Source organism: Methanobrevibacter millerae (assembly GCF_001477655.1).
Lineage (GTDB): Archaea > Methanobacteriota > Methanobacteria > Methanobacteriales > Methanobacteriaceae > Methanocatella > Methanocatella millerae_A.
The window spans coordinates 1575163-1598452 of sequence record NZ_CP011266.1 but is presented as its reverse complement, the minus strand read 5'-3'; the positions used below and the strand labels follow the sequence as shown (position 1 = coordinate 1598452).

At 32.8% G+C, this 23290-nt stretch carries 21 protein-coding genes, 1 tRNA gene and 1 pseudogene; 19 read left to right on the top strand and 4 right to left on the bottom strand.

The window, feature by feature from the left end:
• Nucleotide 1: 1 nt before the first annotated feature.
• The 7 genes from SM9_RS06985 (at nucleotide 2) to SM9_RS06955 (ending at nucleotide 10920) form a co-directional block, all read left to right on the top strand.
• Nucleotides 2-301, top strand: coding sequence for a hypothetical protein (locus tag SM9_RS06985; RefSeq protein WP_058739459.1), 300 nt, complete (start codon nucleotides 2-4; stop codon nucleotides 299-301).
• Nucleotides 298-2256, top strand: a complete 1959-nt coding sequence (gene uvrB, locus SM9_RS06980) for an excinuclease ABC subunit UvrB (RefSeq protein WP_058739458.1) — start codon at nucleotides 298-300, stop codon at nucleotides 2254-2256. Before SM9_RS06985 ends, uvrB begins: the two co-directional genes overlap by 4 nt.
• A 98-nt stretch (nucleotides 2257-2354) precedes the next feature.
• Nucleotides 2355-5243 carry an excinuclease ABC subunit UvrA gene (gene uvrA, locus SM9_RS06975; protein WP_058739457.1) on the top strand — a complete coding sequence of 963 codons (2889 nt, stop codon included), beginning with the start codon at nucleotides 2355-2357 and terminating at the stop codon, nucleotides 5241-5243.
• 163 nt (nucleotides 5244-5406) lie between these two features.
• On the top strand, nucleotides 5407-6225 hold the full coding sequence (locus SM9_RS06970; protein WP_058740325.1) for a DUF368 domain-containing protein: 819 nt from the start codon (nucleotides 5407-5409) through the stop codon (nucleotides 6223-6225).
• Nucleotides 6226-6282: 57 nt separating this feature from the next.
• On the top strand, nucleotides 6283-8865 hold the full coding sequence (locus SM9_RS06965) for a DUF5814 domain-containing protein (protein ID WP_058739456.1): 2583 nt from the start codon (nucleotides 6283-6285) through the stop codon (nucleotides 8863-8865).
• Nucleotides 8866-8869: 4 nt separating this feature from the next.
• The gene (locus SM9_RS06960) at nucleotides 8870-10432 is read left to right on the top strand and encodes a helicase HerA-like domain-containing protein (protein ID WP_058739455.1); all 1563 of its coding nucleotides are present in this window, start codon (nucleotides 8870-8872) and stop codon (nucleotides 10430-10432) included.
• Between the two features lie 5 nt (nucleotides 10433-10437).
• Nucleotides 10438-10920, top strand: coding sequence for a hypothetical protein (locus tag SM9_RS06955; protein WP_058739454.1), 483 nt, complete (start codon nucleotides 10438-10440; stop codon nucleotides 10918-10920).
• Here SM9_RS06955 and SM9_RS06950 read toward each other — a convergent pair.
• Nucleotides 10892-11316, bottom strand: a pseudogene (locus tag SM9_RS06950) (GIY-YIG nuclease family protein). The gene SM9_RS06955 and the pseudogene SM9_RS06950 sit on opposite strands and share 29 nt — an antisense overlap.
• 168 nt (nucleotides 11317-11484) lie before the next feature.
• Between SM9_RS06950 and SM9_RS06945 the strand changes: the two are divergent.
• The 5 genes from SM9_RS06945 to SM9_RS06925 all read left to right on the top strand — a co-directional run bounded on the left by SM9_RS06945 (nucleotide 11485) and on the right by SM9_RS06925 (nucleotide 15243).
• A complete protein-coding gene (locus tag SM9_RS06945) occupies nucleotides 11485-12420 on the top strand; it encodes a tetratricopeptide repeat protein (protein ID WP_058739453.1) in 936 nt (311 codons plus the stop codon).
• Between the two features lie 16 nt (nucleotides 12421-12436).
• Nucleotides 12437-12853 (top strand): DUF371 domain-containing protein, encoded by a 417-nt coding sequence (locus tag SM9_RS06940; protein ID WP_058739452.1) that lies wholly within the window; start codon nucleotides 12437-12439, stop codon nucleotides 12851-12853.
• 56 nt (nucleotides 12854-12909) lie between these two features.
• A tRNA-Leu gene (locus SM9_RS06935) sits at nucleotides 12910-12993 on the top strand.
• An 84-nt stretch (nucleotides 12994-13077) separates the two neighbouring features.
• Nucleotides 13078-13932 carry a UTP--glucose-1-phosphate uridylyltransferase GalU gene (gene galU / locus SM9_RS06930; RefSeq protein WP_058739451.1) on the top strand — a complete coding sequence of 285 codons (855 nt, stop codon included), beginning with the start codon at nucleotides 13078-13080 and terminating at the stop codon, nucleotides 13930-13932.
• Nucleotides 13933-14019: 87 nt separating this feature from the next.
• Nucleotides 14020-15243, top strand: coding sequence for an aldo/keto reductase (locus SM9_RS06925; protein ID WP_058739450.1), 1224 nt, complete (start codon nucleotides 14020-14022; stop codon nucleotides 15241-15243).
• Here the strand turns inward: SM9_RS06925 and SM9_RS12025 are convergent.
• Nucleotides 15240-15398 (bottom strand): hypothetical protein, encoded by a 159-nt coding sequence (locus tag SM9_RS12025; RefSeq protein WP_157064699.1) that lies wholly within the window; start codon nucleotides 15396-15398, stop codon nucleotides 15240-15242. The two genes, SM9_RS06925 and SM9_RS12025, sit on opposite strands and share 4 nt — an antisense overlap.
• A gap of 171 nt (nucleotides 15399-15569) precedes the next feature.
• Here SM9_RS12025 and SM9_RS06920 point away from each other — a divergent pair, with 171 nt between their 5' ends.
• The 7 genes from SM9_RS06920 (at nucleotide 15570) to SM9_RS06895 (ending at nucleotide 21930) form a co-directional block, all read left to right on the top strand.
• Entirely contained in the window at nucleotides 15570-15779 is a 210-nt protein-coding gene (locus tag SM9_RS06920) for a TIGR04165 family Cys-rich peptide (protein ID WP_058739449.1), read from the top strand.
• Nucleotide 15780: 1 nt separating this feature from the next.
• Nucleotides 15781-16905, top strand: coding sequence for a TIGR04083 family peptide-modifying radical SAM enzyme (locus SM9_RS06915; RefSeq protein WP_058740324.1), 1125 nt, complete (start codon nucleotides 15781-15783; stop codon nucleotides 16903-16905).
• Between the two features lie 15 nt (nucleotides 16906-16920).
• Nucleotides 16921-17052, top strand: coding sequence for a hypothetical protein (locus SM9_RS12495; RefSeq protein ID WP_269744780.1), 132 nt, complete (start codon nucleotides 16921-16923; stop codon nucleotides 17050-17052).
• 328 nt (nucleotides 17053-17380) lie between these two features.
• Nucleotides 17381-19399, top strand: coding sequence for a heavy metal translocating P-type ATPase (locus SM9_RS06910; RefSeq protein WP_058739448.1), 2019 nt, complete (start codon nucleotides 17381-17383; stop codon nucleotides 19397-19399).
• A 165-nt stretch (nucleotides 19400-19564) separates the two neighbouring features.
• Nucleotides 19565-20467: a CBS domain-containing protein gene (locus SM9_RS06905; RefSeq protein ID WP_058739447.1), complete on the top strand. Its 903-nt coding sequence runs from the start codon at nucleotides 19565-19567 to the stop codon at nucleotides 20465-20467.
• Nucleotides 20468-20476: 9 nt separating this feature from the next.
• Nucleotides 20477-21394 (top strand): deoxyhypusine synthase, encoded by a 918-nt coding sequence (locus tag SM9_RS06900; protein WP_058739446.1) that lies wholly within the window; start codon nucleotides 20477-20479, stop codon nucleotides 21392-21394.
• Nucleotides 21395-21402: 8 nt separating this feature from the next.
• Nucleotides 21403-21930 (top strand): hypothetical protein, encoded by a 528-nt coding sequence (locus SM9_RS06895; protein WP_058739445.1) that lies wholly within the window; start codon nucleotides 21403-21405, stop codon nucleotides 21928-21930.
• A 20-nt stretch (nucleotides 21931-21950) separates the two neighbouring features.
• On the opposite strand, the gene SM9_RS06890 is transcribed toward SM9_RS06895, so the two are convergent.
• Nucleotides 21951-22196 carry a DUF5654 family protein gene (locus tag SM9_RS06890; protein ID WP_058739444.1) on the bottom strand — a complete coding sequence of 82 codons (246 nt, stop codon included), beginning with the start codon at nucleotides 22194-22196 and terminating at the stop codon, nucleotides 21951-21953.
• Between the two features lie 95 nt (nucleotides 22197-22291).
• Nucleotides 22292-22930, bottom strand: coding sequence for an orotidine-5'-phosphate decarboxylase (gene pyrF / locus SM9_RS06885; RefSeq protein WP_058739443.1), 639 nt, complete (start codon nucleotides 22928-22930; stop codon nucleotides 22292-22294).
• Nucleotides 22931-23290 lie beyond the last annotated feature (360 nt).

The following is a 23290-nucleotide window of genomic DNA, read 5'->3' as shown; positions in this document are numbered from 1 at the left end:
TATGCCAATTGATAAAGAACAGATTAAAAAAGATTTAATTGAAGATTCAAACTCTATTTTAAAAGATTGGAATGAACCTTATGAAGTTGATGGAATTTCTGTAATGAATATGCAGGGAAAAACAACTTTTTTAGGTTCCTTAAGAGTATTTGATGAGAGAAATGCCCCAGCTATTATGAGGGAAGTTGAATCAAAATTAGCTAAATACGGAAAATTGACCGTTAGGGATGAAAGAATAGTTCCTTGCTGTTCTGCCAGATACACTCATATTAGTTTTAATATAGTTGTAGATAACTCATGAAGGAATTTAAACTTAATTCACAATATAAACCACTTGGTGATCAACCTAAAGCTATTGATGCACTAGTTGATGGTATAAATAATAATGTGAGAAATCAAACATTATTAGGAGTAACAGGTTCTGGAAAGACATTTACAATGGCAAATGTCATTGAAAAAGTCCAAAAACCAACTCTTGTTATTTCACATAATAAAACTTTGGCTGCACAATTGTATGAGGAATTTAAGGAATTCTTTCCGGATAATGCAGTCGAATATTTTGTCAGTTATTATGATTACTATCAGCCGGAAGCATATGTGCCAAGAACAGATACATTTATTGATAAAGAGGCGTCCATCAATGAAGATATTGATATGATGCGACACTCTGCAACCCAATCTCTTCTTTCAAGGGATGATGTGATTGTTGTAAGCAGTGTCAGCTGTATCTATGGTATAGGTTCTCCTGAGGATTATGGTGAATTCGCTTTTGGTATAGCTGTTGGTGACATTTATGACCGCTCAGAAATTATTAAAAAACTAGTTTTCATGCAGTATGAGCGAAATGACATTGAATTTGACCGTGGACAGTTTAGGGTCAGAGGTGATGTCATTGAAATCAATCCTGTTCATGGAACACCACCAATAAGAATTGAGCTATTCGGTGATGAAATAGATGCAATAAGCATTATAGATAAAGTCACAGGTAAAAAACTTGAAAGTTTGCCTAGATATATGATTTTCCCAGCAAAGCACTTTGTTGTCGGTCAGGACAAGATGGATGTAGCATTAACCAATATAAAATCTGAATTGAATGAACGATTAAATGAGTTGAATGCTATGAATAAGCTTCTAGAAGCTCAAAGACTAGAGCAAAGAACTCGCTTTGACATTGAAATGCTTCAGGAAATGGGATATTGTCCTGGAGTAGAAAACTATTCAATGCATTTGTCTGGACGTAAATGGGGAGAAAAACCATATTCTCTATTGAAATACTTTCCTGATGACTTTTTAACAATCATTGATGAATCACATGTAACTGTTCCTCAAATCAGAGGAATGTATAATGGGGACCGTGCACGTAAGGAAACCCTGGTTGAATACGGTTTCAGACTTCCATCTGCTAAGGAAAACAGGCCTTTAAGATTTGATGAATTTGAATCAAGTGTAAATCAGGTAATTTATGTTTCAGCGACACCCGGACCTTATGAACTTTCAAAATCAAGCAATGTAGTTGAACAGATTATCCGTCCTACAGGACTGGTCGACCCTGAAGTTATCATAAGACCAGTTGAAGGCCAGGTTGAAGACCTTCTTGGTGAAGTTAAAAAACGGGCTAAGAAAAACGAACGTGTTCTTGTTACAACCTTGACAAAAAGAATGGCTGAGGACTTAACTGATTATTATGCTAAAATTGGTGTTAAGGTAAGATACATGCACTCCGAAATAGATACACTTGAAAGAATTGATATTGTAGATGATTTGAGAAGAGGAACCTTTGATGTATTGGTTGGAGTAAACCTTTTAAGGGAAGGGCTTGATTTGCCTGAAGTATCACTTGTAGCCATTCTGGATGCGGACAAGGAAGGATTTTTAAGAAACGAAACTTCATTAATACAGACTATCGGACGTGCCGCAAGAAATGTCAACGGTCAGGTAATCATGTATGTTGATGAAATGACTGATTCTGTTAGAAAAGCAACAGACATTACCAAAAAACGTCGTTTCCTGCAAATGAAATATAATGAAGAGCATGGAATTGTACCTAAATCAACTACAAGAACATTAAAAGAAAAAACAGAAACCGAAGAAAAAATTGCTTCAGGTGCAGACATTAGCAAAATGCCTAAAGATGAGCTCAGACTACTCATTAGGGATGTTGAAAGTGACATGAAAGAAGCTGCCGCAAGACTTGACTTTGAAAGGGCAGCTGAGTTAAGAAACAAGCTCTATGCACTTAAAGGCTTTGATAAATAATTTTTCATTACTTTTTTTTACTTATCAAATGCTCTTTGAAATAGTTTATATATTATAGAACAATAATATTATAATCAATATAATTTTGGGAGATTATTATGACAGATGAGTCTAAAAAACAAATTATCATAAAGGGAGCTAGAGAACATAATTTGCAAGATATCGATGTTAGTGTTCCTCGTGATGAATTTATTGTAATTACTGGATTGAGTGGGTCTGGAAAGTCTTCATTAGCTTTTGATACAATTTATGCTGAAGGACAGCGTAGATATGTGGAGTCATTATCTGCTTATGCTAGACAATTTTTGGGTCAGATGAAAAAGCCTGAAATGGAATCTATTGAAGGTTTGTCTCCAGCTATTTCAATTGATCAAAAAACAACAAGGGAAAATCCAAGATCAACTGTAGGTACTATTACGGAAATTTATGATTATTTGAGATTATTGTTTGCAAGAATTGGTATTCCCCACTGTCCAAATTGTGGAAATGAAGTATCTCATCAAACCATTGGACAGATTGGTGACAGTATTATCGAAGAGGGAGAAGGAATTAAAGTCCAAATATTATCTCCAATTGTAAGGGATAAAAAAGGCCAGTTCAAAGATGTTTTGGAAGATTTGAGAAATAAGGGATTTGTCAGAGTTCGTGTAGATGGAGAAATCAGGGAACTTGAAGAAGACATCTCTCTTGCAAAAACATACAGACATAACATAGATGTTGTGGTTGATAGATTGAAAATCCGTAAGGATGTTGACTTTAAAAGAAGACTTGTTGACTCTTTAGAAACTGCAGCAGAATTTTCAGAAGGTTTAATCACAGTTTTATATGATGATGGTGAAAAAGAATATGAAAAAAAATATTCCGAGCATTTTGCATGTGTTGATTGTGGAATAAACTTCGAAGAGTTAACTCCAAGAATGTTTTCTTTTAATGCTCCACAGGGGGCATGTCCTGAATGTAATGGTATTGGTTCCAAAATGGAAATTGACCCTGATTTGGTTGTTCCTGACAAATCATTATCATTAAGTGAAGGTGCAATCGTACCGTGGGCAAGTTCAGCCAAAAGGGAAAATTACTATTTCCAAATGCTTGATGCAGTATCTAAATATTTTAATTTCAGCATGGACACTCCATTTGAGGAATTGGATAAAAAATATCAAGATACGATTCTTTTTGGATGTGATGAAAAAATCCCATTCACTTTTAAAAGAAGAAATAAATCCTATATGGTTAATCGTAAATTTGAAGGTGTAGTTCCAAGAATGCAAAGATTATATTTTGAAACCAAATCAAGCTATTCAAGAAAATATCTCTCAAAATTCATGTCTGACAGGAAATGTTATGTTTGTGATGGAAAAAGATTACGTCCGGAAGTTTTAGCAGTAACCGTCGGTGGAAAATCCATTATTGATGTTTGTGATTTGGCAATAAAAGATTCTTATCAGTTTTTTCAGGATCTCGAGTTAACTGAAAGAGAAAACTTCATTGCAAAAGAAGTTTTAAAAGAAATTAAAGAACGTTTAAGCTTTTTAGTTGAAGTAGGTCTTGATTACCTGTCTATGTCAAGGTCTTCAGGTACATTATCTGGTGGGGAAGCACAAAGGATTCGTTTAGCTACTCAAATTGGTTCCGGTCTGGTAGGAGTATTATACATTTTGGACGAGCCAAGTATTGGTCTTCACCAAAGAGATAATATTAAACTTATTGAAGCATTAAAAAGACTTAAAGATTTAGGAAACACTTTGGTTGTAGTTGAACACGATGAGGAAACCATTTTGTCAGCAGACCATGTTGTTGACATAGGTCCCGGTGCCGGAGAGCATGGTGGTAAAGTCGTTGCTCAGGGAACACCAATTGACATAATGAATAATAAGGATTCAATCACAGGCCAATATATTTCAAGGACTAAAAAAATTGATATTCCAAAAGAAAGAAGACCTGGAAACGGTAAATTCATTGAAATTAAGGGTGCTGCCCAAAATAACCTTAAAGATATAGATGTAGAAATTCCATTAGGTAAATTCACCTGTGTTACTGGTGTCAGCGGTTCAGGTAAAAGCAGTCTTATAAATGAAATTTTATATAAGGGAGCTCACGGTAAATTATCCAAAAAATTCATGTTTGCAGGTAAATATGATAAAATTAATGGGCTGGAAAACATAGACAAGGTCATTGCAATAGACCAAAAGCCAATTGGTAGAACTCCAAGATCTAATCCTGCTACATACACGGGAGTATTCACAGACATTCGTGATTTGTTTGCAAACACTCCAGAGTCCAAAGCAAGAGGATACAAACCTGGAAGATTCTCATTTAATGTTAAAGGCGGAAGATGTGAAGCATGTTCCGGTGATGGAATCGTTCAAATTGAAATGCACTTCTTGGCAGATGTATATGTTCCATGTGAAGTCTGTGGCGGTAAGAGATACAATGAAGAGACTTTGGATATCAGGTATAAAGGTAAAAATATCTATGAAGTCTTGGAAATGACAGTTGAAGAGGCTTTGGAATTCTTTGAAAACATTCCTAAAATCACTAAAAAACTCCAGACTTTGTATGATGTTGGACTGGGTTATATGAAAATAGGTCAGCCTGCTACAACATTGTCTGGTGGGGAAGCTCAAAGAATCAAATTGGCTAAAGAGTTATCAAGAACCAGCACAGGTAAAACTTTATATATTCTTGATGAGCCAACCACAGGCCTTCATTTTGCTGACATTAAACGTTTATTAGAGGTTCTTGCTAGATTAACAGATGCAGGAAATTCTGTTGTTGTAATTGAGCATAATTTGGATGTAATCAAAACTGCAGACCATATTATTGATTTGGGTCCGGAAGGTGGAGACGGAGGCGGTGAAGTCATAGCTACCGGAACACCTGAAGAGATTGCCGAAGCCGGAACATACACGGGTCAGTTCCTGGAAAAAATGCTAAATGAAAATATTACTCCATATGCTAAGGAATTAGTTGAGGATATGGGAAAATAATATTTTCAATTTTTTATTTTTTTACATTGAAATAGCTTACTTCTTTTTTACCAAACTTTCAATCAAAACAGTTATTAAAAGGATTATATATAATTAAGATAGAGGAGATAATGTGAATTTTAACATTAAAGAAGCATTTTTAATTTTTATTCGTGGATTATTAATGGGTGCTGCTGATATTGTTCCTGGTGTTTCCGGCGGAACAATGGCACTTATAACTGGAATTTACGGTCATTTAATTGAGGCAATCAGTAACATTAAGTTTGGATTTATTAAGCCTTTGTTTAAGGGAAATTTGAAAGGATTTTGGAATCAACTTTTGGATGAAATAGACTTTAAATTTTTCATTCCATTGGTTTTAGGTATTGGTGTTGCTTTTCTAACTTTAGCTAAAGTGGTTACCTATTGTATGGATGTACACACTGCTTTAACATATTCATTCTTCTTGGGTTTAATTATAGCCTCTGCTGTTGTATTATTTAGAAAACTTAATGAAATTAGTATAAAAACAATAATATCTGCTGTAATAGGTTGTATTTTAACTTATATTTTTGTAAGCTTAAATCCAATAGCAGCTAATCATTCTTTGATTATATTATTCTTTTCAGGAATGATTGCAATTTGTGCTATGATTTTACCAGGTATTTCCGGTTCATTTTTACTGTTATTGCTTGGACAATACAAATACATGTTGAATGCACTTCATCAGCTTCATTTCACTGAAATTATTGTGTTTGTTGTTGGTGCTCTAATTGGTATACTTGGATTTTCAAAAATATTAAATTACTTGCTTAAAAACCATGAAGAATTAACTATGGCATTTCTTATTGGTGTAATGCTTGGATCACTTAAAGTTCCTTTCGTTGAAATATCAAATGCTGTAAGTATGAACTTTTCAGGTTTATTACCATGCATTATAATTGCGGTAATTGCATTTGTAATTATTGTAATTATGGAAACTAAATTTGATTACATCGATTAATCAAATTTTTCTATTTTTTTTAAAATTTATTAACAATTAATTATATAATAAAATACGATGCTAGTTTTAAAAAAGATTAAAAAACAGTGGAGACTATATCCTATTGGTTCACCAAAAGGTGCTCTTAATCATAAAAGGGAACCTGAATTTGTAGGAAACATTAAATTTACAAATGATGGAGATTCTTTGGCTATTTCTAGATTTGTAGCAGATTATAATTTTAAAGAAAATTCCACTTTAAATGAAAAGCTAGTTCCTCCTGGTGAGGTAAATAAACTTCTTCGTTCTCAGGCTGTTTTTTTAGCTACTCATGATGAAAAGGTAGAAAACTTCTTAAAGGGACTTAACGTTAAGGTCAGACACACGAGAGTATGTGACTACTGTGCATATGATGGAATGATAACCATAGTCAACTCTGACTTTTCATACAAGTATCAAAATCAATTGTTGTGTAAAAACTGTGCATTGGATACGATAAAAAATGAAATCAAGCTTCAGGGTTTTGATAAAAAGATTTTTAGAAACTTAAAATCAACACTTGAAAAAACAGGTAATTTGGAAAAGACATTATCTGTACTTGATCCCCATTTTAATCCCCTAAAAAACAGAAATTTGACGTTATTTGATAGAACTTCAACCAAATCTAGGCTTAAGATTCCCTCTGTTGAGATGAAACGTTTAAAGATAAATCATGATTTTAGAGATATTTTAATTAAAAACGGCAATGATAAGCTTTTGCCTGTTCAGTATTTGGCTATTCATGAGGGATTGCTTAAGGGTGAAGATTTGCTTGTTGTAAGTGCAACTGGAAGTGGTAAAACTTTGATTGGGGAGCTTGCAGGTATTACACAAGCTCTTAAAGGTAAAAAATTTATTTTTCTGACTCCGTTGGTTGCACTTGCAAATCAGAAATATCGGGATTTTAAAAGAAAATATAAAAAATTGGGTTTGAAAGTTGCAATTAAGGTTGGGCGCAATCGTGTCAAGGCCAAAGGTGAGTTGAAATTGCCGGATAGTGATGTTTCAAATGCAGACATTGTTGTTGCAACATATGAGGGAATTGACTTTTTGTTAAGAAACGGAAATTCAAATGCATTAAGCAATCTTGGCGTAGTGCTGATAGATGAAATCCACATGATTGATGATGAGGACCGTGGTACCCGTTTAAACGGTTTGATAAAAAGAATAAAAAATCTATATCCTCAAACTCAGATTATAGGACTTTCAGCTACAGTTAAAAATCCACAGTTTTTAGCAAATGAATTCAACATGAAACTTGTCGAATATCCGGACAGGCCAGTGCCATTGGAAAGGCATCTTGTTTATATGAGAAATGAATCATCTAAAAGACATTTGATGGCTAAATTGGCTAAAAAAGAATTCAATACCAAATCAAAAAAAGGGTATCGCGGTCAAACTATAATATTTACTAATTCAAGACGAAAAACCCACAAAATTGCTAACTTTTTGCAGGAAAAGCATATCAATGCTGCCGCTTATCATGCTGGTTTATCATATTATAAGAAGGAAAAAATCGAAAAGGACTTTGACAGGGCAAGATTATCTGTTGTAGTTACAACTGCCGCTTTGGCTGCAGGTGTTGATTTTCCTGCTTCACAGGTAATTTTTGATTCTCTTGTAATGGGGAATAAATGGATTAATCCTAATGAATTTTCACAGATGCTTGGACGTGCTGGAAGACCAAGCTATCACGATAGGGGGATAGTATATTTGCTTCCTGAAGTTGGAAATGATTTTTCAGGAGAAAGCGAAGAATCAAAAGCATTGGAACTTCTTGAAAGCAATAGTGAAGATGTTTATATTGAATATGATGAAGAAAGCTCATATGAACAGATTTTAGCAGACATTTCATCTACATCCATTAAGAATATGGATGAATTGAATAAATTTTATAAGGATATTGATGTGCCAATCAGCTTGGAAATAGCCATTAGCGAAATGAAAGAGTTAGGTTTAATAAGTGATGATTTTAAAATTACTAAATATGGAAGAGCCACATCCGTATCATTTTTAAGCATAGATGATGCTGAATTTATCAGATCTGCTTTGGATGACTGGGATTATCTAATCAATTATGTTGGATTATCCCCAATGTATAAGAAAAGAGAGAAATATGATAAGTTATTGGTAAAAGTAATAGCTATGGCTTTGGATTTGGAATTATTTGAAAATGCATATCTTTCATCTGTTATTCACAATCAGATAGCTAATGCATTAAAGATTAAGTTTTCAACCAGATTATTCGCCGAATCCACATTGGATATCATATCTTCAGGTGAAGCTCTGGATAAATTGGATTCCAAATTTCAGGATGCATTGATTCGTCTTCAAAGTGATTTCTTGAAATGTAACTGTCAGGATAGGCCATTCTGCAGATGTCTGCAGCTTGGAATTTCTGAAGTTATCATCCATGAACGTTTGAAAGGTAAAGATCCTGTGGACATATCAAATAAGTTATTTAGAAAATATCAGATTCAGGTTTATCCTGGAGACATATTCTCATGGCTGGATAATTTTGTTAAAAACTTAGATGCTATTAAAAGAATTGCAAAAGCATTTAATCGAAGAAATATTGAACGTAAAACTTCTTATTTAATTAAAAAAATAGAAAATGGTTAGAAAAATGTTTGTAGAAGATAAAATTTTAATTGGTGGTAATGTTTACTTACTACCAAAGATGGCAAATAGGCACGGATTAATTGCAGGAGCAACGGGAACAGGTAAAACAATCACTCTTAAAACACTAGCTGAATCATTCAGTGACATGGGAGTTCCAGTATTTTTAGCAGATATGAAAGGTGATATTTCAGGTCTTGCAAAAGTCGGTGAAATGAATGATAATGTTGCTAAAAGAGTTGAAGGTTTGGATTCCTTTAAGCTTAAATCATATCCTGTTGAGTTCTGGGATCTGTTTGGTGAAAAGGGATTGCCTGTTCGTGTTACATTATCTGAAATGGGTCCAGTTTTATTATCCAAAATATTGAACCTTACAGAAGCACAGACTGGAGTATTAAATATTGTATTCAGGGTTGCAGATGAAGAATCATTGCTTATAATTGATATTAAGGATTTAAAGTCCATGATTAATTATGTTGTTGAGCATAAGGATGTTTATGAACCTAAATATGGTTCTATTGCTACAAAATCTGCAAATACCATTTTAAGAAATCTTATCACATTGGAAGATCAGGGCGGAAACGATTTCTTCGGTGAACCTGCATTGGATTTGGATGACTTTATTCGTGTGGATGATTCCGGTTGTGGTGTAATCAACATTTTGGATGCTCAGAAATTATCCCTTTCTCCGGAAATATACTCATCATTCTTGCTTTGGATGCTGTCATCATTGTATGAGCAATTGCCTGAAGTTGGGGATGCTGAAAAACCTAAATTCGTATTCTTCTTTGATGAGGCTCACCTGATTTTTGATGGAATGGGTGCTGAATTTTTAAAGAAAATAGAACAGATTACTCGTTTGATTCGTTCTAAAGGTGTTGGTTTATATTTCATTTCACAATCGCCGGCAGACATTCCTGATGAGATTTTAGGTCAATTGGGTAACAGAATTCAGCATGCCTTAAGAGCATACACTCCTAAAGACCAAAAAGCGGTTAAAGTAGCTGCTCAAACATTCAGACCTAATCCTGAATTTGATACTGCTGATGTTATTTCTAATTTGGGTATTGGTGAAGCATTGGTGTCTGTTTTGGATGAACAGGGTGTTCCAAGCATTGTTGAAAAGGTTAACATTGTTGCTCCACAGTCATATATCGGTCCGATTGATGAAAATGTAAGATCTGATTTGATTAACCTGTCTGAATTTAAGGACAAATATCTTGAAGCTGTTGACAATGAGTCAGCTTATGAAATACTTGCAAACAAAATCAATGAAAATCAGAATATGGAAAGTGAAGTGCCTGTGACACCTCCGCAGGTTGAAGCACCTTCAGTTCAGGAAGAAGCTCCACAAAGTCAGCCTCAAGAGCAACAATCTTCTGGAGAACCATTGACTATTGGAGGATTTGATCTTGGAAGCATTTTAGGTGGCGGACAGCCTGCAGGTAAAAAGACTAAAAAGACTACTCAGCAAAAGGCCGTGGAAAAGGCTGCTACAACTGCGGCAAATACTGTTGCACGTGAAGTGACAAGAGGTATTATGAGAGGACTATTTGGTCAGATGAAGTGATTGATATGGCACATCCACATGTTGATGCTATTTCCTCAATGGAAGATGCATCTAAATTAATAGATATTATTAGTGAATCTAAAATTAGCCATGTTAGAAGTAACTTAAGCATACATCTTCATGAAAGCCAAATAAAGTTACTGAAGAATGTAGATAAACACTCTAAAAAACATCACAGAAAAGCAAGAGTAAGGCAATATGCTAAAATTTCAGATGATGATGCTCACTTTAAGCTTCACTCAAAACTCTATCTCAAAAGATATGAGAAACTGGCAAGGAAAAACCTAGTTGAAATAGTAGAAGTCGATGATTTGCATTATGATGTCGTATTGACTGATTACGGCAGTGAAATTTTATCCGAAATTAGATTGCTGGAAAAAGATTGGGCCGAAATTGCAGACTTTGATGTTGAAGAGTTAAGAAAGGTTGCTTTAAACACTTTTGAAATTTCATATAAGTTCAAGAAAAGTCAGAAATACCAATTTTAAACGGACATGCTATTGAGTTGTATGCATTAGTTACTTCTTCAATAGCTTCTTTTTTGTTTTTGAAATAATACAGATGACTTTCACACTCACAGTCACTACAGCCGAAGTCTTTAATGTATTCATGCTTTTTTGACAGTTCCATTGAAAGTTCACATTCTACTTTTTTGTCCAGATTATAAATAACTTCAACAATTTCGCCATATTTCAATAAATAGTCAATATGCCAATGGAGTTTCTTTGATGCAGATAAATGTCTTTTCACTCGGGACTCCAAACTGTTCATTGCAGAACCGATATATACATAATAGCCCTTTTTAAACTCGAATTTAAGTTTTTTGCCAATTTTTAAATTTTTTTCTTTTCGAGTTTAATTACCAGACAGTAGCATCCTTTCATATTTAATTATTAATTTTGTTTTTAAATATTTTTTTACCTTATCAAATAAATATTGATTTCATCTTATTTTTTTAATTTGGGGAAGTAAAATTGTCTAAATTTATAATAGATAAATTTAAAAACTATATATAATAAATAAATTAATATAAATTAGTTTAGGTGTAAATTATGAATTATTATGGACATGATGATAACAAAATTGATGTGGTTGAAAAAATAATGTCACTTGTCGGAAAAAGGCAATATGCAAATGCGCTTGAATTTATTGATAATTTGGATTCCGGAGATATTGATAATCCTCTGATTTTGATGAGTAAGGCTCAGTGCTATTTGAGATTGGATATGAAAAAAGAGGCTTATGATACTTATAAGGAAACTATAATTCTTTGTAATGAAAAATTAAATGTTGAAAATGATCCATTTGTTTTAAACATTAAGGGAAACTGTAATTTGATTTTAAAAAATTATATTGAAGCTATTGAATGTTATGATAAAGTACTGGATATTGACGATACGAATACTATAGCCATTAGCTTCAAGTCAGTCGCTTTACTTAGATTGGATGAACAGGATGCTGCCTTTAATTGTCTGGAAAGGCTTTTAGAAATAGAATCCAGTAATAATGATATAAAATTATTCAAGGTGCAGTATCTAAACTCTATTGAAAGATATGATGAATCTTTAAAAATTCTTGATGAGGTTTTCAAGGATTCCTATGAAAATCCTCAGGCTTATATGTTGAAAGCTGATGCTCTTTTTGAAACAAAACGTATTGATGAGGCTTTGGATAATGTAAATAAATCTCTTGAGATGAATCCGAAGATTTCTTATTCTTGGTATTTGAAAGCAAAGATTTTCATGGACAAGTCAGATTTTAAAAATGCATTGAGATATTTTGATGAGGCATTATCGATAGACAATACTGTCGATTGCTATTTCTTTGATAAGGCATCATGTTATTTGAACCTGTTTGAGTATGATAAAGCCTATGAATCATATAAAAAAGCTTTTGAATTAAATCCTCATAGTGGGGATATTGCAAATGCAGATATCTTTTTGGATTTTATCAGGGACTTAAAATCTGTTGAATTAATAAGTGATTAAAGATAGATATACTATTATGGAATTTAAAATCAAATCAAAAGGTCATAGGAATGTATCATCCATGCATAAATCTACTTTTGAAATAACGAAAGATTTGGAAATTGGGCCTGCTGCCGATTGCATAATCGGTGTGGACATGGATGATTCAATGTTGGACTTTCCGGAAGAGTTTAAAAATAAAATTGCCAATTCAAATACTAGGATTGCTGTTTTATTGGATACTCCTAATGCCCATGATGAAATAATTGGTTTTGGCCATGAAGATTTAACTTTAACTCATCCAACGGATATTGTATGCAGAACCAGTGAGTTTACCTGTCCTAGAACATTGATGATTAAGTCTTCAAAAGCTGCCCGTGACCTTGATTCTCAGTTAATAGCTGATTTAAAAAATGAAGAAACATTGGAAGTAACTATCAAAATCCTTGATTAACAGTTAACTTTATATAATGCTTAAAACATATTTATTTATAACTACTTTTGTTTTATGCGGGGGTGGTCGAGCGGTCAAAGGCGCTAGGTTGAGGGCCTAGTGGGTTAGTCCCTTCGCGGGTTCAAGTCCCGTCCCCCGCACTGTTTTCAAACTATTTTTTTCAAGTAACTATTTATGTATTAAAATAAAGAATATATTTAATAATTAAAATATGGTGATAAACTATGAAAGCTGTTATTCCTGCAGCAGGTTTTGGTACAAGATTTTTACCTGCTACAAAAGCACAACCTAAAGAAATGTTACCTGTTTATGATAAACCAACCATTCAGTATGTTATAGAGGAAGCTGTAGCTTCAGGTATTGATGATATATTAATTGTAACAGGAAGAAATAAAAGATCAATTGAAGACCACTTTGATAAATCTTTTGAACTTGAACAAACTTTGCAAAGTGCAGGTAAAGATGATCGTTTAAGACAAGTCCGTGCAATTACTGATTTGGCAGATATCTGTTATGTAAGGCAAAAAGAGCAAAAAGGACTTGGTGATGCAATTTACTGTGCTAAAAAACATATTGGTGGAGAAGCGTTTGCAGTACTTTTGGGAGATTCAATTACCAAAGGCCCTACACCATGTACAAAACAATTGATCGATGTTTATGAAAAATATGGTGCATCTGCAATTTCCCTTGAAGAAGTTCCAAGAGATAAGGTAGAAAGATATGGTATTATTAAAGGAACCGAAGTTGAAAAGGATGTTTATAAGATTGATAAGCTTGTTGAAAAGCCATTAGCTCATCAGGCACCTTCCAATTTAGCTATTATGGGGCGTTATGTTTTAACAGGAGATATTTTTGATAAAATTGATGAAACAGAGCCTGGAGTTGGAGGAGAAATTCAGCTTACCGATGCTTTATCTAAATTGGATGCTATTTATGGAAACACCTTTGAAGGAAAAACCTATGATATAGGAAATCGTTTCGAATGGCTTAAAACTTCAATTGAATTCGCTTTGGATGATGATGAATCTAAAGATGCATTAATTGATTATATGAAATCTATGATTAACAAATGCGAATAAATAATTTAATAATTGCTGATGATTTCAGCAAATATACTATTTTTTATTTTTAAGAATTATATATGATTCAGTTTAATATTTAATAATATGCAATATAGAACAATTGTAAAGACTGGGGATGAAATTTCTCCCTTGGGTTTTGGCGCGATGAGGCTTCCATTAAAAAATGGTAAAATTGATAGAGATAAGGCTAAAAAGTTAATTTATCATGCTATAGATAATGGAGTTAATTTTATTGATACCGCATATCTTTATGGGGATAGCGAAAGTTTTTTGGGTGAAATCCTTAAAGGAGAATATGCAGATAAGGTTAAGTTATGCACCAAACTGCCTGCAATCAATGTTCGAAAATATGAAGACATGGAAATAATTCTTGATGAACAGCTCAAAAGACTTCAAAGGGATTCTATTGACTATTATCTTATTCATGCCGTTGATTTAAAAGCGATGAACAGATTGCTTAAAAAGGATTTAATCAAATTCTTGAACAAGGCTCGAAATGAGGGTAAAATCAAGCACATAGGCTTTTCATATCACGGTCCTAAAGAGGAATTTCCATTATTGGTTGATGGATATGACTGGGATGTGGTCATGGTTCAGTACAATTACTTTGATGAGAATGTTCAGGCAAGCGTTGAAGGAATTGAACATGCAGCTTCAAAAGGCATGGGTGTTTTTGTCATGGAACCTTTAAAGGGAGGAATTCTTGCAGGAAAAATGCCTTCAAAAGCTGAGGAAATATTTAAAAAGGCCAATCCAAACAAAAGTAATGCTTATTGGGCTATGGAATGGGTATTGAATAATAGAAACATTACCTGTGTTTTATCTGGAATGAACTCATTTGAACAGCTTGATGAAAATTTGGATGTTGCAAATAATACACCTCCAATGTCCATGAGCTTTGAGGATTTGGAAACTGTCGAATATGTTAAAAGAGTAATGAGGGATTCTCTTAAAATCAACTGTTCCACTTGTGGATATTGCATGCCCTGCCCTCAAGGAGTTAATATTCCTGAATGCATGAAGATATATAATGAAAAGTATTTATTCAATCATAAAGGATTTATTAATCAGTCATTCATGGACTATTATCAGTATGTCGGTGGAATTATGGGTAATTCTGGAAATGCCGGTAAATGTAATGGCTGCGGTAAGTGTTTAAGAAAATGCCCTCAGAAATTGGATATAATTTCTGAATTAAAAAAAGTAAAAAAGGAATTTGAATTGCCTGGAATGAAATATATGCTGTCTTTTGTAAGGCATGTTGGATTTCCTGTTTACAGGTATTTGGTTAAATTTTTAAATCGTTAATTTTTTCTTATTTTGTCAGTTATTTCTTCCCATTCCTGCGATTCTACAACATCGTATGTTTCTCTCCAGAAATTTTCCCTTATCTTATTTGTGGTTTCAGTAAAAACAGTGTCATTTCTCTTTTTTAAAAAGTAATCATAATAGTCATATGGCATGGTTATCATCTCTTTTTTTTAAAAATTAGTTATTTTTATTAGCAATTTATTATTTAAAGCTTGTTGAGGGCAGTGATAAAAATTGTTCTCACTGAAACATGGTATTTATACTTTTTGTCATTGAAAAATTTAATATATTTTAAAATCTAATTTTAATTATAGGTGAGGAAAATGAAGTTTGAAGAATTAATTGCACCATGTCCAAAATGTGGTTCTAAAGATAAAGTCGCTCACAGAAAAATGTTAGACAATCATCGTGCACATGCAGAGATGGATACCGTAAAATGTGAAGAATGCGGTTACATTTTCTTTGTAAATGACCATATGGATGAGGATGAGAAAAAGAAATTGTTAAAAGAATTAAATAAGATTTATGGTTAAAATGACATTTCATGTGATGATTATCCCTACACTCAATTGTCCATCAAATTGTAAATATTGTTGGGGTTCTGAAAATAAAAAGGAAATGATGGATATTGAAATTATAGATCAGATAATTGACTGGTTAGGTGATTTTAGGGATGATAAAGTTCATTTCACTTTTCATGGTGGCGAACCTCTTCTTGCAGGATATGACTTTTACAAAAATGCTCTTGAAAAGCTATCTAAATTGCCTAATTTGGAAGGATTTTCCCTTCAGAGTAATATTTGGCTTTTGACTGATGAACTGATTGATTTGTTTGTTGAATATAATGTTGTTGTCAGTACAAGCATAGATGGTCCAAAAGAAATTAATGACTATCAAAGGGGAGAAGGTTACTACGATAAAACCATGGCCAAATATGAACTCGCTAAAAGCAAAGGACTTATAATCAACTTTGTATTGACTGTAACCGATTATTCAAAAGATTTCTCTGATGAGTTATATGAATTCTTTAAGGCAGAAAAAATGAATCTGAAAATTCATGCGGCATTGCCTTCCCTAAGGGGAGATAATGCAGATCCATGGGCACTAGACCAGGAAGAACATGGAAAACTGCTAATTGAATGGTTGGATAAGTATCTCTATGATTTGGATAAGTTTACAATAATGGACTTGGATCATATCTGCAAATCCAGTTTAAGAAGAAGGGGAACACTCTGTACCTTTGCAGATTGCATTGGAACGACACTGGCAGTAGGCTCCGACGGTTCGATTTATCCTTGCTACAGATTTGTTGGAATGGATGACTATATTTTGGGAAATGTTTCGACTAACCCTAGCTTTGATGACTTAAAGGAATCTGATGCATGGGCAAAACTTCAGGAATTCCGGGATTATGTCGATGAAAATTGTAAAAAATGCAGGTATGTTAAATACTGCGAAGGAGGTTGTCCTTACAATGCTATTGTTGCATATCAAACTCCACAGGCAGTAGATCCTCAATGTACTGCATATAAAATGATTTTTGGTGAAGTTTCTAAAAGGATGAATAAGGAATTCGCCAAATCAGCATTTGGAATGGGAGCACCTTCTGAAAGAAAAGAAGGCGAAGCATTCAGCATTATGGATTTGGCAATGAAATAATTTTGGAGAGATAATATGATTTGTGATGATTGCAAGCATCTTGAATTGAGAAACAAATATAAAATTGTCTGTAAAATTCATGAACATCAATTATTGGATGTTAAGGAATGTATGAATTTTGTAAAAAAGGATGATGACGGCGAATAGATTAATTCTATTTAATTATTTTTAATTTTATTTTTTCTAATATGATTTTTTCTTTTTAGTAATACCGGGTATATAAATGAATTCAAAAAAAGTAATAACATTTATATCAAATAAGCCATATAATAATTAAATGTAATACTGAGTATATAAATGATTTTAAAAAAAGTAATACTTTTTGGCTGTGGGTAATACTATTTTTAAATGAGATGAAAGTAGTGCTTTATTGATTTTTTAATTGTCTCAAGTATTGAGATTTTAGTTGAAAAATTTTTGAGTAATACTTGGTATATAAAAGAATTTAAAAAAGTAATACTTTGTGGGTGTTAATATGATTGATGAAATAACAGATTTTTTATTTGGATTAAAAATGACAATTATTTCAGGAATATTTTTACTGATAGCTATTATTTTTATGATATTTGGGGTTGAAACTCCAATTTATTTAAATCCTGCATGGGGTACAGTAATAATCAGCGGTATTCCAATGCTGTTATTGGCTATGACCAGATTAATTCGTGAAAAATGGATTTCATCTGCATTATTAATTGCAATAGCTATGGTCGCATCATTGTTAATTGGTGAAGTATTTGCAGCAGGTGAAGTAGCATGGATTATGGCATTAGGTGCTCTTTTAGAGGATTGGACTGTTGAAAGAGCTAAAAAAGGTTTGAAAAATTTAATTGATTTGACTCCGCAAACTGCAAGGCTTACGAATGGTGATATAATTCCTGCAAGTGAAGTTAAATTGGGAGATAATATCAGGATATTGCCTGGTGAAAACATACCTGTTGATGGTGAGATAATTAAAGGAACCAGTTCAATTGATCAGTCAGTAATGACTGGTGAGTCATTGCCTATTGATAAGACTGTGGGTGATGAAGTATTTTGCGGAACTACAAATATGTTTGGTGCAATTGACATTAAGGCAACAAGTTTAGCTGAAGATTCCTCTCTTCAAAAATTAATCGATTTAGTTAAGGCTGCCGATGAAAAGCAAGCACCAACACAAAGAATTGCCGACAAATGGGCAACTTGGCTGGTTCCTGTTGCATTGATTATTGCGATTGCTGCATGGCTTGTCACAGGTAATATTGAACGTGGTGTAACCGTATTGGTAGTATTCTGTCCTTGTGCCTTAATTCTTGCTACTCCAACTGCAATTATGGCAGCTATTGGTCAGGCAACAAAACATGGTGTTTTAATCAAATCAGGTGAAGCATTAGAAAAATTAGGTGCTTTGAATACATTGATATTTGATAAGACAGGTACTTTAACTTATGGAAATCTTGTGGTATCAGATATTGTTAAATATGGCATTTCTGAAGAGGAGTTATTGTCAATTACTGCATCATGTGAAAGTTTAAGTGAACACCCTCTTGCAAAAGCTATTGTAAATAAGGCTAAAAACGATAATGTTTCAATTAGTGATGTCAATAACTTTAAGATGAATCCTGGTTTGGGGGTATCCTGTGAAATCAATTCAGATAAAATTTATGCAGGAAATCTTAAATTCATCAATGAAAATGGAATTTCAGCAGATATTGGTGAAGACTTGGATAAGTTTAAAAATGAGGGTAAGGCTACTGTCATCGTCGGTAAAAATAATGATGTTGTTGGAATCATAGCATTATCTGATATGATTCGTGAAGATGCACCTCAAATGATTAATGCATTGCATGATATAAAAACAAAAACTGTTTTGCTTACGGGGGATAATACTCAAGCAGCTAATTATTTCGCTTCTAAAGTTGGAATCGGTGAAGTTCACGGTAATCTCCTTCCAGAAGAAAAACTGGATTGGATTGAAAAATTCCAGGAAAACGGTGGCAATGTATGTATGGTGGGAGATGGTGTTAATGATGCACCAGCATTAAAAACTGCCAATGTAAGTGTTGCTATGGGATCTATGGGTAGTGATGTTGCTATTGAAGCTGCGGATATTGCTCTTTTAGGTGATGAAATATCCAAAATTCCATATCTTAAGAATTTATCAAATTCCACATTATTTACAATCAAAGCAAATATTGTCATGTCTATGGCCATTAATGCAGCTGCTATAATTTGTTCTGTTTTGGGATTATTAAATCCTGTTACAGGAGCTATTGTTCACAATGCTGGCTCATGTTTGGTTGTTTTAAATGCAGCTTTGTTATATGATAGGAATTTTGATAAAACTAGTAAAAAAGCACAGCATAATCATTACCATACGCATGATGATGGAGAACATTCTCATTCACATGAAAATGTGGAAATAATTGATGCGATTCAAACGGAAAATGGTATTCGCCATTTGCATGCCCACACACATTCTATGGAAAGACATGTATGTGAAAACTATCATAACTGATCAAAAATAATAAATTTTAATATTTAATTATTCTTTTTTTATTTTTTATTTTTCTTTTTTAAAACGATATAATTCGTTTGAATAATATATCATGATAAATCATTATATTTATAAAGTATATTTAACAAACTAATATTAATTTTAATATTGTTAAGAGTGATTATTATGTTAACCTCAGTACAAAAAGAAATTTTACAAACACTAATAAACTTATATCAGTCTTCTGATGGAAAATCCATAAAGGGAGAAGATATTGCTGAAGTTATGAATAGAAATCCTGGAACAATTCGTAATCAGATGCAATCACTTAGGAGTTTGGGTTTAGTTAAGGGAGTTCCAGGTCCAAGAGGAGGATATAAACCAACAATTGAAGCATATCATTCTTTAAACATATCTATTTCTGATAAGGAAGCAAAGGTTCCTATTTATAAAAATGATGAAAGATTAAATAATATTTCAGTTGCAAAAATAGAATTTACTTCAGTGCCTCAACCGGGTGAATGTGAGGCAGCCATTAAAGTGCTTGGAAGCATTAAGGATTTGAATTTAGGCGATACAATTAAGTTAGGTCCAACACCTGTAAATAATTTGGGAATTATGGGTGAGATTGTTGGAAGAGATGATATGGATAATATATTGCTTGTTGATACAACTACAATAAGAAGTATTCCAAAACAAACTGTTGGTGATATTGCAAGCAAAAATGTAATTTCTCTAAAAATTGATTGTGACCTGAGAGAGGCTGCAAGATTGTTTTCTGAAAATGGAATTGATGGTGCACCAGTCATGAAAAACGGTAAGGTTGTTGGTGTTTTCACTGTTACTGATTTGATTCAGGCAATTGCTGAAGATAATGATGAAGCTACAGTTGGCGATTTGATGTCAACAAAAGTAATTATTATTAATGAAAACTTAAAAATAGCAAAAGCAATTGAAATTCTATTTAAAAAATCTATTTCAAGATTAATAATAGCAGATAATGATAATAACCTGCTTGGAATTGTAACAAGAACAGACTTAATAAATTCAATAACTAATTTTGAACAATTCCCAATTTTTACTAATTAGTGTGATTAAATGGATAAAGTTAACCAATTAAATGTAAAAAAAGACATGAAAGTATCTGAATTGATAGGGCAATTTGACCAATCCGGAGTTTTAGGATCTGGCAGAGTAGCAAGAGCCTCTAATATTTTGTGTGACATGATTAATGATGTAGGAATGAATGTTTTTATGAGTTTAGGTGGTCCATTAATACCTGGAGGCCTTAGAAACATAGTAACTGACATGATAAAAAATAAGCATGTTAATCTGATTATTTCAAGTGGGGCAAATATTACTCATGACATGCTGGAAGCATTTGGGGGAAATCATTATCGTGATGAAGGACGTGATGATGAAGACTTAAATGCTGATGGAATTGGAAGAATTGCTGATATAAATGTGGGATCAGATGATTTTACAATATTTGAAAGGGAAATAATTAAGATATTTGAAGATATCTCCTCTCGTAAAAGCAAAATATCCATTCAGGAATTATTGTATGAGGTTGGATTATTGATTGATGATGAAAACTCATTTTTAGCAACTGCAGCTCGCATGAAGACTCCTGTCTTTGCACCTGGTTTGATTGACAGCATGTTTGGTTTGCAGTTATGGATGTTTACACAGGATCATGATTTTACTGTTGATGCTGTAGCGGATATGCATTATCTATCTGATTTTGTTTTTGATAGTGAAAGAATTGGAGGAATACTTTTAGGCGGTGGTTTAACTAAGCATTACACATTGGCTTCAACATTGCTTAAAGGAGGACTTGATTCAGCTATTCAAATAACTTTGGACAGACCGGAGGCAGGCAGTTTAAGCGGAGCTCCTCTGCAGGAAGCGAAATCCTGGTCTAAAGCTAAATGCGGTTCAACTCTGGAAACTGTTATTGGTGATGTTACAATAATATTTCCATTGATTTATGCTTCAGTTTTAGATAAAATTTAGGTGTTACTATGGATTATGTTTATTTAGCTATTTTGTTTATTCTATCTGGTTTTTTCATGAAATTGTCAGATGATGAGTATGATATAAATAATAATTTGATTTTAGCTACTTTTTTCGGAGTATTGTGTGGATTGGCCTGTGCAATTGCATCAGTTTCTGATGTCGGTGCTGCATATATTTTCATTGCCATTGCAATAGGAAATTTGTTGGCTTTCAAAGTTGATGGTCTTCATCATGTTGTAACATTTGTAATTTTCGCTGCAATATGTTTTACCTGTGGAATGCCCCAATTGAGCATTATTGTTTTGTTAATATTAATATTGGCAGCTTTAGGTGATGAAATAGGTCATGAACTAATATATAATTATACAGAAAATAAGTTTATTCAATCGTTTTTTGAGTATAGGTTTGTAATGAAGGTTGTCATATTTATATTGGCTTTATGTGGTGCTTTTTCATTCTGGACGTTTATATTCTTTATTTTATTTGAAGTTTCATATATGATGGCTGGTGTTGTATTTAAAAAAGTAGAGTAAAAAGGAAAAAATTTTCCTTTCTATTCGTTTAATTCGATACCCATTTTAGCAGCAAATCTTGCCAAGATTACAGTAACAATGACTGCAATAACGGTAACGATAATTGCATAAGTAAATAAGCTGGTTAAAGCACTTCCAGTTCCGACAAATTGTTGAATTAATGCTTGAATAGCTTCGTTCCATGCTAAACCTGCTACGAATGCAAAAGCGGTAGTAATTAAACCTAAAATGGTTTCCATAATTAATTTACCTACATTAGACGCCATGTTGTATCCTCCTTTTTATTTTTTTGTTCATATGATAAGTAGAACATATTGTTTTATGTATTTAATAATTAAAATATTTTTAGTTAATTTTAACATTATTTTAGTAAATTTTCACATGCTTCTTTTGGATTTTCTGCTTCGTAAATACTTCTTCCAACAATTATTGCATTTGAAATTTCTAATGTTTTTTTGCCGTCTCCACCTTGCTTTCCAACACCTGGAGATATGATATATGCATCTTCACCAACAATATTTCTAATATCCTGTAAACGATCAAGACGGGTTGCAGGAGCAACATAGTTTGTAATTCCCATTTTAATACCCATTTTGGCTATTTCATCAGCTGCGGGTTGTAGGAATTTTTTAGCTCCTGGATGTGACATTTCAGTTAAAAGAAACAGTTCTTTTTCATATTTGTTTGCAACATCAAGGCAGGCCTGTACACTGTCTGGTCCTACAAAGCCATGACATATTATAGCATCTGCTCCTGCTTTGAATGTTTCTTCACAGATTTTTTCATTTGTCGCATCAATATCTGCTACTTTAAAGTCACATATTACTTTAAATCCAAATTTATCTTTTAATTTTTTGATTATTTCAAGTCCTTCGGCAAGTGCAAGAGGATAACCAATTTTTATGGTGTCTATACTTTCTTTTACTTTTTCGCAAATGTCTATTGCTTCTGATTCGCTTCCAACATCTAATGCTAAAATTAGGTTATTTTTAATGTTCATGGTTGAATATTTGTTGTTACTGCTTAAATTATTTTTTTCTCAAAAGCTGTTTTGATATTTATTTATTTGAATTATTTTTAGTCATACTAAAAATTTCTGTTGTATTAAATTTAATTACAATTGGATTGATGTATTTTATTCATGATTAGAATTGTATTATATTTATTTTATAATTGGGATTTACTTTCATGGTTTTTTAAAATGTGTTTGATATAATCAATCATTTTATTAAATCATACTTGATAAATTTTTAATTAGATTTATATATTATAAAAATAAAACTAATCATGTCAAATGGTAATTAATATATTTAAATTTAAGTTTACCTAAATTTGATATTAAATTGAGAGAGGAATTTAT

Bases quoted from the DNA above. Each gene is read 5' to 3' on its own strand.
- SM9_RS06985 (WP_058739459.1), top strand. From the start codon at position 2: ATGCCAATTGATAAAGAACAGATTAAAAAAGATTTAATTGAAGATTCA.
- uvrB (WP_058739458.1), top strand. From the start codon at position 298: ATGAAGGAATTTAAACTTAATTCACAATATAAACCACTTGGTGATCAA.
- uvrA (WP_058739457.1), top strand. From the start codon at position 2,355: ATGACAGATGAGTCTAAAAAACAAATTATCATAAAGGGAGCTAGAGAA.
- SM9_RS06970 (WP_058740325.1), top strand. From the start codon at position 5,407: ATGGGTGCTGCTGATATTGTTCCTGGTGTTTCCGGCGGAACAATGGCA.
- SM9_RS06965 (WP_058739456.1), top strand. From the start codon at position 6,283: ATGCTAGTTTTAAAAAAGATTAAAAAACAGTGGAGACTATATCCTATT.
- SM9_RS06960 (WP_058739455.1), top strand. From the start codon at position 8,870: ATGTTTGTAGAAGATAAAATTTTAATTGGTGGTAATGTTTACTTACTA.
- SM9_RS06955 (WP_058739454.1), top strand. From the start codon at position 10,438: ATGGCACATCCACATGTTGATGCTATTTCCTCAATGGAAGATGCATCT.
- SM9_RS06945 (WP_058739453.1), top strand. From the start codon at position 11,485: ATGAATTATTATGGACATGATGATAACAAAATTGATGTGGTTGAAAAA.
- SM9_RS06940 (WP_058739452.1), top strand. From the start codon at position 12,437: ATGGAATTTAAAATCAAATCAAAAGGTCATAGGAATGTATCATCCATG.
- galU (WP_058739451.1), top strand. From the start codon at position 13,078: ATGAAAGCTGTTATTCCTGCAGCAGGTTTTGGTACAAGATTTTTACCT.
- SM9_RS06925 (WP_058739450.1), top strand. From the start codon at position 14,020: ATGCAATATAGAACAATTGTAAAGACTGGGGATGAAATTTCTCCCTTG.
- SM9_RS12025 (WP_157064699.1), bottom strand. From the start codon at position 15,398: ATGCCATATGACTATTATGATTACTTTTTAAAAAAGAGAAATGACACT.
- SM9_RS06920 (WP_058739449.1), top strand. From the start codon at position 15,570: ATGAAGTTTGAAGAATTAATTGCACCATGTCCAAAATGTGGTTCTAAA.
- SM9_RS06915 (WP_058740324.1), top strand. From the start codon at position 15,781: ATGACATTTCATGTGATGATTATCCCTACACTCAATTGTCCATCAAAT.
- SM9_RS12495 (WP_269744780.1), top strand. From the start codon at position 16,921: ATGATTTGTGATGATTGCAAGCATCTTGAATTGAGAAACAAATATAAA.
- SM9_RS06910 (WP_058739448.1), top strand. From the start codon at position 17,381: ATGATTGATGAAATAACAGATTTTTTATTTGGATTAAAAATGACAATT.
- SM9_RS06905 (WP_058739447.1), top strand. From the start codon at position 19,565: ATGTTAACCTCAGTACAAAAAGAAATTTTACAAACACTAATAAACTTA.
- SM9_RS06900 (WP_058739446.1), top strand. From the start codon at position 20,477: ATGGATAAAGTTAACCAATTAAATGTAAAAAAAGACATGAAAGTATCT.
- SM9_RS06895 (WP_058739445.1), top strand. From the start codon at position 21,403: ATGGATTATGTTTATTTAGCTATTTTGTTTATTCTATCTGGTTTTTTC.
- SM9_RS06890 (WP_058739444.1), bottom strand. From the start codon at position 22,196: ATGGCGTCTAATGTAGGTAAATTAATTATGGAAACCATTTTAGGTTTA.
- pyrF (WP_058739443.1), bottom strand. From the start codon at position 22,930: ATGAACATTAAAAATAACCTAATTTTAGCATTAGATGTTGGAAGCGAA.